General features: G+C 58.8%; 1 pseudogene. It reads left to right on the top strand.

Annotated elements, in window-relative coordinates:
* A pseudogene (locus AB3X98_RS42200) lies at positions 1-224 on the top strand (transposase); the annotation flags it as partial.
* Between the last annotated feature and the right edge of the window lie 31 nt (positions 225-255).

The following is a 255-nucleotide window of genomic DNA, read 5'->3' as shown; positions in this document are numbered from 1 at the left end:
CAGGCTCGCCATCCCGCACCAATCGCGGCGCCGCGGTACGCAAACCGAAACCATTGCCTGGCGCACGGAAGCAGCGCGAAGTGACGCTCGAGGACTTGAATGCGGCGGTAGGGGACTCACCGCAACCCGGGAGGCTCGGTGCTAAAAACCCCCTCCAGATAGATATAAAGGACTGCGAAACAACCACACCCAGAACCAACCTCAACCCCGACATCTGTATTTAGCCGGGACCCCGACATCTGAAAATGGCTTTGA

The organism is Paraburkholderia sp. BR14312 (assembly GCF_040948675.1).
Classification (GTDB): domain Bacteria; phylum Pseudomonadota; class Gammaproteobacteria; order Burkholderiales; family Burkholderiaceae; genus Paraburkholderia; species Paraburkholderia nodosa_A.
Note: the sequence above shows the minus strand (reverse complement) of the source record. Positions and strands in the feature narration are given on the sequence as shown.